Raw genomic sequence first — 11,748 nt, 5'->3', positions numbered from 1 at the left:
ATCGATTTAAACAAGTTTATTCTTCTTTTGTTGAATCCTTTTTTTGTTTAAGATTCTCTTTTCTAATCCTACGCTTTTCTTGTTTTAACTCTCTTTTCTGTTGTTTTTTCAGGTCTTTATTACTCTTTGGTGCAGAAAAATAATAATTAACGCCAATCCCAAACCTGTAATACATATCATCTCTTTTACCTGCCTCTACAAAGTCTAATTGATCTGTAAATGCAGTATTGTGCTCTGCATAGCCAAATACACCTATATTATTATTCACCATATATTCTAAACCTGCTCCAAATTGCATTTTTAAATCTATAGTATCAAAATAATTTGAAGCATTAGATCCTACCCCTGCGAAAACATAAGGTGTAAACTTATCGTATGGTAACATGACATATTCTGCATTCAAATCAAAAGACATGTAACCTTCATTAAGCAGCTGTTTATTTTTTAAATTAAATTTGTTGTAGGTAAAATTTACATTTATAGCAGGATTTAAAAAGTATTTAAACCCAATCTTACTATTAAACTCAAATTCTGGATTTGGTAAATCACCACTAATCCTAGATAAACCTAAAGCACCTGTAACTGCTGTCTTACCTCTTCTTTTTATTAATAACCTATCGTAAATCTCTGTAGACATAGCATCAGATTTTTCTAAGAGATAATCATCAACTAACTTCTTAGAAGCCTCTTGTGTTGCTTGAGGAGCCCATAATTGATCTTTAATTCCTTCAATAATTAAAGCCTCTACCGCTTTTTCAATTGCTTCTGTAACTGCCATTTGTCCTGGTTCATTTTTTGTAATTCCAGTTTCTGCCTCTAATAATCTTTTAAATTTTACATATCTAAATAAACTTGCATCTATAGCTTGAGACAATATAGTTTTTGAAACATAAACGGTTTTTAACACTTCTCCGTTAGATGTAGAAACTGCTCTAAGATATACTGTTATTCTATCTTGTCGATATTGTGTTGATCCTCCTAAACCAAAATATCTTGCTCCAAAACCACCAGTTATAATATTAGAGTCGTAAGAAATTATACCTCCTTCTAACAACACACCTGCATATAATAATGGTGGTAATTGAGGTTCGTTTGGATTGGTGGTTTGCCTATATTGCTTTCTTGTTGATCTAATTATATTCCTCTCTGTAGAAAGATTTGTAAAGTTTTCTCTTTCTATTACAGTAAACCATTTAGAATCTTCTAACGCTTTTGTTAAAATTGTTGTAGCGCCTTGTGTTACAGCTGTACTAAAAGAACTACCGTTTTCTGTTGGTTTATATTGACCTGTTTGGTCTCTAAAATTGTAAACACCAACAACTATTGGTTCTTTTGGTGGCGGTAGGTTTATTAAGTTTTTATTAGCCTTAGTTTGTTCTCCTAATTTTGCTCGTTCTTGTTGATATGGTTGGTTAAAATAAGTTCCACAAGACGTTAATATAATAGCACAAATAATTAGAACAACAATGTTTAAATTATTGATTTTAGTCATTTAAAATTATTGATTAATTGGGGATAATAAGCTGTGTTTGTTCTCCTGTTCCTGTATCTAATATATCTACCACTAAACCATTACCAGAAGGATATACTTCTACAGATAACGTACCGAAGGTATATGTACCTTCAGACAATCCATCTGCACCTATTTGATCTGCAAATAATGATCTAGAAAGTTGATTTAAAATTTGACTGTTTAAGTTTTCTGAAAAGTTTTCTAATTCTGATCCATCATTATCATCTTGTGCATCAGGATCCTCTAACAAGTTTTGAGATTCTGCAGAACTTAATAACCAATTATAATTAAATGTATCTCCTCCAAAAGCAGGATTTTTTGGTTTGTAAACCAAATCCTGACTAAAACTAGTCATACTAATTAGTAAACCTACAAGTGTTATTAAACTTTTCATGTTAATACTCTTTTATTCGTTTAGCATTTTCTTTTTCTCTTATAAGATACCTTTTTACGTATCTTAAACAAGACTCCGAATGCTTTCTTATTGATTCTGGATCTGGTTTAATCAAAAATTGATAAACTAAATTATCATCAATCTTTACTTCTATTATTGTTCTTCTTCCTAGACTAAATTTTTCTTCTACTACAATAACTTTTGCAGCATTAACACCATCTTCTCTATATCTATTTGCAAAAGCTTCATAAAACTCTCTTCCAAATTTGGTTCGTGTTTCATCTGTTACTAAGCCTTTAATTTCTACTCCATCTTCACTTGTATCATCAACATCTATAGTTAAACTTTCTTCTTTAGGTTTAACTGTTTTTTTTAAATTATTAGAAGTTGATAGGTTAATTATTTTTTTACCAACCAGATTTTCTTCTTCGTAAATTAGTAAAAAAATAACAACTTCGTCATTTTCTGACAAATTAATTGATGTTTGAGACAGCTCCATTGTCTGGTTAGGCTCTAAAGCAAATAATCCTTCTTGTTTATTTTTTGAGGAGTTATTAGTCTTTTTATTTTTCTTTATAACACTAAAATCATATTTAAGTGTTTTGTAAACTTCTGTTTTATTAAAGGCTATACTTTTGATTTGATATATACCATTTAAGCTAGACGTATCTATTTTTGCTTCTATATCTCTATTAGTTATTCTTTGCGCAACCAAATTTGATATTGAAAACAATAAAACAACAATTAATAGTTTGTATTTATAAATAGAAACCATCTAGTTTTTAAGTTTATTTATAATTATTTATGGTTATTGTTCTGCTTTGTCCAGTCATATTGATTTGTAATTTTTCTGAAATAGAGTTTGAACCATAATTTTCTATTTTTAAATTATCACCTATTTGATTAAAAGATGAATTTATAACTTTTTGATTACCAAAATTATAATCTATTACCGTATTATTATCTCCTACTTGTAGCACCTGATAATCTATAAGCTTAGTTGCTTTTAATTTTACATCTATTAAATTATCATCTCCTACCTGATTTAAATCTACATTATATTTTGGTGCAGAGACTACTGCTTCTACTGTATTATAATCTCCTATTTGTGTAACATAAACACTCTTACTATTTATTTGTAGTTGTGATGCGTTTTGTTGACTATTATTTACAGCATTACTAACTATAGCTAATTCTTGATTTTGATCTATAACATTACCATCTTCATCAGTTTCTGTTGATGACAAAATAGCATTTTGAGAAAAAGAAAAAACGCTAAACAATGAAAGTAATATTAATATTAGTTGCTTTTTCATAATTATTTAAATTTAAAAAATAAGGCAGGATTGTTACCTCCTGCCTCACTTTATCTTAATAATTTGTAATTAAATTTATTTAAAATTTAATTAGTCTTTTTGTACAGTAATGCTTGTATTACTCACACCAATTTGGTCAACTAAAGAAGTATGGAAGCTTCCTGTTTGGAAAACTCTACCTTCATTATCATTCCCAACTTGAATAATATCAGAATAGTTATCATCACCATTTTGTACTGATCTAGCAAAGTTGCTAGTACCGTCTTGGTAAACATCAGAACCATTACGATCTCCATCTTGTTCTTGACGAGACTTGTTCATTAAACCATCTTGGTAAGCATAAGCATTGTTATCATCTCCCATTTGTGTTTGCCAAGCTTTATTTTTCTCATCATAGTTAATACCTTGGTCTACAACAGCAACGTTTCTATCACCATCTTGCATTTGATCAGAGAAGTTTCTTCCACCAGAACCTAAATCATTTTGGAATGATAATGCATAGTTATCATCACCTATTTGAGTTTGAAAAGCTTTGTTTCTAGAGTCTCCTTGAACAATGCTTGCACTGTTGTAGTTACCGTTTTGGTCTTGATCTGCAACGTTTAAGTTACCTACTTGAGCTACATAAGCTCCTGCTAATGCACCAACAGCGTTGTAACCACCACCATTATGACCAACTTGTTTTTGATCAGAATCGTTACCATTTCCTACTTGATATGCGTCTGCAAAGTTACCAGGTGTAGTTTGGTTTGGGTTACTGTTTTGATCTTGACTTGCGCTGTTGTTATTACCTGATTGGTAAACATAAGCTTCATTAAAATCGTAACGTTGTTTTTGGTAAGAATCGTTGTTGTTACCTAATTGCTCAGTCATTGCAGTATTTTCTTGAGCATAACCAACACCTGTATCTATTTCTGCAGTGTTATCGTTACCAACTTGTCTTACATCAGCGATGTTTTCATCACCGTCTTGTTTAACTTTAGACCAGTTGTCGTTACCTCTTTGTTCTACATCGGCATCATTCATGTAACCACTTAATGCGTTTACTGAACCTTTTTGATCAACTGTAGATTCGTTGCTCATACCCTTTTGGAATACGTCAGAGTCGTTCATTGTACCATTTTGATACACTTTACTGTCATTGCTTTGTGCGAACATCATAGACGCACACATTAGTGCTGCTGCACTGAAAATTAATTTTTTCATTGTGAATAAATTTATTGATTAATAGCTGATACAAATATATAGAAATATTGAGATGCTATTTTTGAATAACCATAATTAATTATTGTTTTTAACCAATTATTCGTTATCACAAATAAATTTATCGCTGAAATGCAAAAATCACTTCAGATAATTCCTACAAATAAAAACTTTAAAAATTGAAGAAAAATCATATCTACGTAGACCTACGTAGATATAATTTAAAAATTTTTATATAAAATTGATAATTTGATAACTTTCAAGTAAAACTCTTTATTTAGTAAATAGCAATTCACGGTATTTTGTGAGTGGCCAAATCTCGTCATCAACTAATAATTCTAACTTATCACAATGGTATCTAATTTCATTAAAAAGAGGTTTTACATCATTGCAATAGGCTATAGCTTTTTTATAAACATCTTCTATATTATTTGATGTTTTTCTAGCAGTAATCATTTTTGTTACTCCAGAGTTTATCGCTTCTATATGATTTGATATTGATTCTATTAACATCAATTGCTCTTTTGCTAGTTTTTTAAAATCCTTATCATAAATAGCTTTTAAGCCTTGTACGTTTTTAATTAGTGTGTTTTGATACTTTACAGCTGTTGGCACTACATGGTTTCTTGCTATGTCACCTAAGACTCTTCCTTCTATTTGAATACGCATAGCATATTCTTCCATTTCTATTTCATAACGTGCTTCCGATTCTACTTTATTCATTACTCCTAATTCTTCAAAAAGTGTCAACGCTTTTTTAGATACTTTTGCTTTTAAAGCTTCTGGTGTTGTCTTATTATTACTTAAACCTCTTTTTTTAGCTTCTTTTTCCCAAGCTTCTCCGTAACCATTCCCTTCAAAAAGGATATTTTTAGACTTTTTAATATACTCTCTTAACACATTAAAGATAGCATCGTCTTTTTTCATTTTCTTATTGTCGATTAATTTATCAACCTCAACTTTAAAATCTATTAACTGCTTTGCGACGATAGTATTTAAGACCGTCATTGGATTAGCACAGTTTGCTGTAGATCCTACTGCTCTAAACTCAAATTTATTTCCTGTAAAAGCAAATGGAGATGTTCTATTTCTATCTGTATTATCTAAAAGTACATCAGGAATTTTACCGACTACATTTAATTTTAGATCTGTTTTTTCTTCAGGTGAAAGTTTTCCATCGGTAACATTTTCAAGCTCTTTTAAAGTTTTTGTAAGTTGCTCTCCTATAAACACCGAAATTATTGCTGGTGGCGCTTCATTTGCTCCTAACCTATGATCATTACTTGCAGAAGCGATTGAAGCACGAAGCAACTCTTCATTATCACCAACCGCTTTAATTGTATTTATAAAAAAGGTTAAAAACTGAAGGTTACTCATTGGTGTTTTACCTGGACTTAAAAGATTAACTCCTGTATCTGTACTTAAACTCCAATTATTATGCTTTCCAGATCCGTTTACACCTGCAAAAGGTTTTTCATGAAATAACACCTTAAAGTTATGTCTGCCTGCAATTTTTTCCATCACATCCATTAATAATGAATTATGATCTACCGCAAGATTAGCTTCTTCAAAAATTGGCGCTAATTCAAATTGATTTGGAGCAACTTCATTATGTCTTGTTTTTACAGGAATACCTAGTAACATACATTCGGTTTCTAAATCTCTCATAAAAGACATAGCTCGATTAGGAATTGTTCCAAAATAATGATCATCTAACTGCTGACCTTTTGCTGCTGCATGACCTAACAATGTTCTACCTGTTAAAACAATATCTGGTCTTGACATTGCCAAACTTCTATCAATTAAAAAGTATTCTTGCTCCCAACCTAAAGACGCATTTACCTTTTTTACATTTTTATCAAAATATTTACAAACTGCTACAGCCGCACTATCTACAGCTTGCAACGCTCTTAATAATGGTGTTTTATAATCTAAAGCTTCACCTGTATATGATACAAATACAGTAGGAATACATAAAGTTGTACCATAAATAAAAGCTGGAGATGTAGGATCCCAAGCGGTATAACCTCTTGCTTCAAAGGTGTTTCTAATACCTCCATTAGGAAAACTAGAGGCATCTGGTTCTTGTTGCACTAATTGACTACCCTCAAATTTTTCTATTGACATGCCTCCGCCAACAGTTTCAAAAAAAGCATCGTGTTTTTCTGCTGTTGCTCCTGTTAAAGGTTGAAACCAATGCGTATAATGCGTAGCACCTTTTGAGATTGCCCATTCTTTCATTCCTGTTGAGATATGATCTGCAACTACTCTATCTATTTTTTTTCCTAATTGAATGGCATCTATAACACTATTAAAAGCATCTTTTGTTAAATATTGACGCATTGTTGCTTCATTAAAAACATGAGAAGCAAATAATTCTGAACGTCGTTGTTTTTCTTCTATAAATACAGGCTTATGTTGTAGCGACTGTTTAACTGCATGAAATCTTAATGTAGACATAAAATTGTAATTGTTTTTTGCGAAATTACAATTTTTTGCATCATAAATTTATTATACCCTAAAAAAAATAGGGTTATCAACACTCTTTTAATAAATTTAAAATTATCACCCTTATTTTTTTATAGGTAAAATCATAATTTATATATATTTGCATCAACATAACTAATAAAAATTTTTATACCATGAGTAAATCTAAATTAGAGTACATCTGGTTGGATGGTTACTATCCAACACAAAACATGAGGAGCAAAACTAAGGTTGAAGACAACTTTAGCGGTAAATTAGAAGACTGCCCTATTTGGTCTTTTGATGGTAGCTCTACAAAGCAAGCCACAGGAGATTCTTCTGACTGCTTACTTAAACCAGTTGCTATTTATCCTGACCCTGCAAGAAAAGATGGCTATTTAGTAATGACTGAAGTTTTAAATCCAGATGGTACACCACACGTTTCTAATGGAAGAGCTACAATAGATGATGATGACAACGACTTCTGGTTTGGATTTGAGCAAGAATACTTTATCATGGATAAAAAAACACAACTACCTTTAGGTTTCCCTGTTGGTGGTTATCCTGCTCCTCAAGGTTTATACTACTGTTCTGTTGGAGGAAGAAACACTCATGGTAGAGCTTTAGTAGAAGAACATGCAGATTTATGTATTGAAGCTGGATTAAACTTTGAAGGTATCAATCAAGAGGTTGCTGCTGGACAATGGGAATTTCAATTATTTGCTAAAGGCGCTAAAAAAGCTGGTGATGAAATTTGGGTTGCTAGATACCTATTAGATAGATTAACAGAAAAATATGGCTACTATATTGAATACCATCCAAAACCATTAGGAAAGGATATGGATTGGAATGGTTCTGGTATGCACGCCAACTTCTCTAACACTGTATTAAGAACTTGTGGTAGTAAAGAAATTTATGAAAAAATTTGTGAAGCATTTAGACCTGTAGTAAAAGAACATATTGCTGTTTATGGTGAGTTTAACGACCAACGTTTAACAGGAGAACACGAAACAGCTAGTATAGACGATTTTAGTTATGGTATATCTGACAGAGGTGCATCCATAAGAATACCAATTATCACTGTGGAAAAAGGTTGGAAAGGTTGGTTAGAAGACCGTCGTCCAGCATCTAACGGTGATCCTTACAAAATTGCAGGAAGAATTGTAAAAACAGTAAAATCTGCTAATATTAGTTAATAACATTTTTTGTTAAAATCCATTAAAAAACGCTTTCAAAATTTGAAAGCGTTTTTTTTTATTTCTGTTTTAACCTTTAAAAACTAAAAAGATAAATGTGGCGTAAACTACTACTAAAGCAAACCCTTTAAATTTATCTATAGTATTCTTTTTAGGAATTAACCCTAACGGAAGTATAACCGCTGCAAACAAAAGCATCCAAAAAATATCTCGACTCAAAATTAAAGGCTCTTCAATAGGGATAGTTTTTATTATTGATGTTAAACCCAATACAGAACCTATATTAAAAATATTTGAACCTATTAAATTACCTAAAGAAATTGCTTTTTCTTGTTTAGCTGCAGCAATTACAGAAGCGGCTAATTCTGGTACACTTGTACCAATTGCAATCATTGTTACACCAATAACAGCTTCACTTACACCTAATTTCTGAGCTATTTCTGTTGCTCCTTTTACTAGCCATTCGCTTCCAAAATAAAGCGCTAAAGCACCAATAAGCAACCATATAAAAATTTTAACATTAGAAACTACAGATAGCGCATCATCTACTTCTTCAACTTCTTCAGTAGATTTTTGACCTTTAATTAAGTAAACAATAAACAACAGTAAACCTACAAACAATACTGCTCCTTCTATTGGAGTTAATTGACTATCATTCCATAAAAAATAATACAATGCGAAAGAAAACACCATCATGACAGGCCAAGTTAGCCTGTAAAATGATTTATCTATTGCAATAGCTCCTACAATTGCTGTAATACCTAAAACTAATCCAATATTAGCTATATTTGATCCTACTACATTATTAATTGCAATTGCTGGCGAACCTTTTAAGGCAGCTTGTAAACTTACCAACAATTCTGGTGCAGACGTTGCAAAAGATACAACCGTCATACCAATTACTATTTTTGAAATATTAAGTTTAAAGGATAATGCTACCGAAGATCTTACTAAATACTCGCCTCCTACAACCAAAAGCACAAATCCTAAGATTAAAAAAACAATACTCATAAATTATATTTTATGCGAAGATACATTTTGAATTTTAAAATCTAACACTCTCTTTTTTATTTATCACGAGCTATTAAAAACTAAAAAAATAGTTAAAAAACTATATTTTTAGTTACATAACTATTTTTATAGTTATATTAGCGTAAAATTCATTTTCATGGAAAAACTAACTAATAAAGAAGAAGAAATAATGCACATTTTATGGAAGCTAGAAAAAGCTTTTGTAAAGGATATTTTAGCTGAATATAAAGACAATAAACCACATTACAACACTTTATCTACAATGGTAAGAAACCTTGAAGACAAAGGTTACGTTAGTCATGAAGCATTTGGAAAAACACACAGATACTACCCTATTGTTAAAAAAGAGAATTACCGAAAAAACTTTATAAACACAGCTATCGACAATTATTTTAATAGTTCTTATAAAAATGTAGTTTCATTTTTTGCAAAAGAAGAAAAAATCTCTGTAGAAGAGTTAAAAGACATTATTCGTTTAATAGAAGAACAAAAATAATTATGGAATATCTAATAGAATCTTCTGCGATTACAATTATTTTTTACGTTTGTTACAAACTGTTTTTACAAAAGGAAACCTTTTTTCAATCTAACAGATGGTTTTTACTTTCAGGAATTATTATAGCATTTTCTTTACCTTTTTTAGTCATTCCAATATATGTAGAATACACTCCAGAAACATTTCAATTTGTAACTACAAACCAATTAACTAATAACAATACACAAGAACCAACTAGTCATTTAAATATTGAAAATATTTTACTTTCAGCTTACCTATTGGTATCTTCTATTTTATTGGCAAGACTTGTACTTCAATACCTTTCATTAAACAAGTTATTAAAAAGCGGCATTTCTAAAAGCGAAAACAAGTACAAGCTAATAGAAATAACTAGCAATCTCGCACCGTTTTCATTCTTTAATAACATTGTAGTCAACCCAAATAATTTTAACGAAAAAGAATTAGAACAAGTTATTGCACATGAAAAAACTCACGCCAAACAACTTCACTCTATAGACGTGTTAATCTGTAATTTATTAACTGTTGTTTTATGGTTTAATCCATTTTCTTGGCTTTATAAAAAGGAAATAATTCAAAATTTAGAATTTATAGCAGACCAACAAGCAAATGCAAAAAGCAAATCTGTAAAAAGCTACCAAAAACTACTTTTAAAAACCAGTTTATCACAAAATCAATTATCAATATCAAACAACTTTTATCAATCATTAATCAAAAAACGAATTATTATGCTACAAAAATCAAAATCAAAAAATGTCAACTTATTAAAGCTAACATTGGTTATACCTGTTATAGTTTTATTCTTAATGAGTTTTAACACAAAAGAAGTTTATATCGCAAATAACAACACTAGCGCTAATAACATTGTGCAAACTGAACTTTCAGTTATCACATCAAAATCTACAGACAAAGATTTAAAATCAATAAAAAAAGACTTAGAAAAACAAGGTGATGGAATAGAAATTAAATTTTCTGAAATAGAAAGAAATAATAATCAAGAAATTACAAGTATTTCAATTGAAGCTAAGTTTAAAGACAACGAGGACTTCAAAACAGTGAAAGTTTTTAGTTATAAAAACAAACCTATTGATAACATCGCTTTAAAAGTAGAAAATAACGAACTTATTTTTGCTTCTAAGCAAAACAAATTCAATCAAAAATACACCAATTCTGGTTGGGTATTTGAAAAAACGAATACTACTAAAACTAAAGAAATAGATGAAGATTTATTAATTATCATCGATAAAAAAGAGTCTAATAAAGACCAATTAGAAAAAATAAGTCCAGAAGATATCAACTCTGTAAACGTTTTAAAAGAAGAAAAAGCAATTACCAAATACGGAGAAAAAGGTAAAAACGGTGTTATTGAAGTTTTTACTAAAGACAAAAAACCTTGGAAGATCGAAGAAGAAGTAAATGTAGTTACAGTTTCTGAGGTTGAAGAAAACCCATGGAAAATAAATCCTGGTGTTACAGAGGTTAACGTTTTTGAAGCAGATAGAACAAACCCTGAAGACATTAATTTTTTATCAAAAAAATTAAATGACCCAAATTCTAAAATTTTAATAATTAAAAATAAAGAAGAAATAACTAAAGAAGAGTTTTTTAAAATACCAAGTTACTCAATTAAAAGTATTACTATTTTAAAAGACGAAAAAGCAGTTATTAAATACGGTGACAAAGGAAAAGATGGAGTTATAGAAATAACAGCAACAGAAAAAAATCCTTGGAAAATATCTTACGAAGTCTCTGAAGTTGCATATTCTGAAAATGATATTGTAAATAAAAATGCTGCAGTATTTACACTTTCTAAAACAACAACTGACAAATCTATTGCCATAAATAAAAATTTTATGAAAGAGCACTATGATTTAGAGGTAAAAACCAGTAAAATAAAAAGAAATAAAGAAGGAGAAATAATTAAAATCAAAATTACTTTAGAAGATAAAAAAGGGCAAAAAGCAAGTGCTACTTTTGCATCTGAAGATGGAATACCTACCATTAAATACGGTAATGATTTAAAAGGAAATTTAATTATTAGTTCTAAATAATTATTAGCTCTAAAATAAAGAAAGACCTTCAAATGAAGGTCTTTTTTTATTTTCATATTTAGT

General features: G+C 30.0%; 10 protein-coding genes. 3 read left to right on the top strand and 7 right to left on the bottom strand.

The features are described from left to right. Window positions 1-16: 16 nt before the first annotated feature. From H574_RS14195 to H574_RS0111525, 6 genes are all read right to left on the bottom strand, one after another. Complete coding sequence (locus tag H574_RS14195; protein ID WP_081653211.1) at window positions 17-1,492, bottom strand: CsgG/HfaB family protein; 1,476 nt, start codon at window positions 1,490-1,492, stop codon at window positions 17-19. A 13-nt stretch (window positions 1,493-1,505) separates the two neighbouring features. Then, window positions 1,506-1,907 (bottom strand): curli production assembly/transport component CsgF, encoded by a 402-nt coding sequence (locus tag H574_RS0111545; RefSeq protein WP_027880732.1) that lies wholly within the window; start codon window positions 1,905-1,907, stop codon window positions 1,506-1,508. Between the two features lies 1 nt (window position 1,908). Next, on the bottom strand, window positions 1,909-2,682 hold the full coding sequence (locus H574_RS0111540) for a CsgE family curli-type amyloid fiber assembly protein (RefSeq protein ID WP_027880731.1): 774 nt from the start codon (window positions 2,680-2,682) through the stop codon (window positions 1,909-1,911). Between the two features lie 13 nt (window positions 2,683-2,695). Beyond that, window positions 2,696-3,223, bottom strand: a complete 528-nt coding sequence (locus H574_RS0111535) for a hypothetical protein (protein WP_027880730.1) — start codon at window positions 3,221-3,223, stop codon at window positions 2,696-2,698. Between the two features lie 90 nt (window positions 3,224-3,313). Next, window positions 3,314-4,429: a hypothetical protein gene (locus H574_RS0111530; RefSeq protein WP_027880729.1), complete on the bottom strand. Its 1,116-nt coding sequence runs from the start codon at window positions 4,427-4,429 to the stop codon at window positions 3,314-3,316. A 270-nt stretch (window positions 4,430-4,699) separates the two neighbouring features. Continuing rightward, entirely contained in the window at window positions 4,700-6,886 is a 2,187-nt protein-coding gene (locus tag H574_RS0111525) for a glutamine synthetase III family protein (protein ID WP_027880728.1), read from the bottom strand. Between the two features lie 182 nt (window positions 6,887-7,068). Here H574_RS0111525 and H574_RS0111520 point away from each other — a divergent pair, with 182 nt between their 5' ends. Beyond that, window positions 7,069-8,088, top strand: a complete 1,020-nt coding sequence (locus H574_RS0111520; protein WP_027880727.1) for a glutamine synthetase beta-grasp domain-containing protein — start codon at window positions 7,069-7,071, stop codon at window positions 8,086-8,088. Window positions 8,089-8,157: 69 nt separating this feature from the next. Here the strand turns inward: H574_RS0111520 and H574_RS0111515 are convergent, their stop codons facing one another. Continuing rightward, window positions 8,158-9,099 (bottom strand): calcium/sodium antiporter, encoded by a 942-nt coding sequence (locus tag H574_RS0111515; protein WP_027880726.1) that lies wholly within the window; start codon window positions 9,097-9,099, stop codon window positions 8,158-8,160. A gap of 157 nt (window positions 9,100-9,256) precedes the next feature. Here H574_RS0111515 and H574_RS0111510 point away from each other — a divergent pair, with 157 nt between their 5' ends. Together H574_RS0111510 and H574_RS0111505 are read left to right on the top strand one after the other, a co-directional pair. Further along, window positions 9,257-9,616, top strand: coding sequence for a BlaI/MecI/CopY family transcriptional regulator (locus H574_RS0111510; RefSeq protein ID WP_027880725.1), 360 nt, complete (start codon window positions 9,257-9,259; stop codon window positions 9,614-9,616). A gap of 2 nt (window positions 9,617-9,618) precedes the next feature. Further along, window positions 9,619-11,685 carry a M56 family metallopeptidase gene (locus H574_RS0111505; protein ID WP_027880724.1) on the top strand — a complete coding sequence of 689 codons (2,067 nt, stop codon included), beginning with the start codon at window positions 9,619-9,621 and terminating at the stop codon, window positions 11,683-11,685. Window positions 11,686-11,748 lie beyond the last annotated feature (63 nt).

Source organism: Mesoflavibacter zeaxanthinifaciens DSM 18436, from assembly GCF_000422365.1.
GTDB lineage: Bacteria > Bacteroidota > Bacteroidia > Flavobacteriales > Flavobacteriaceae > Mesoflavibacter > Mesoflavibacter zeaxanthinifaciens.
This window is presented reverse-complemented; position numbering and strand designations above follow the sequence as displayed.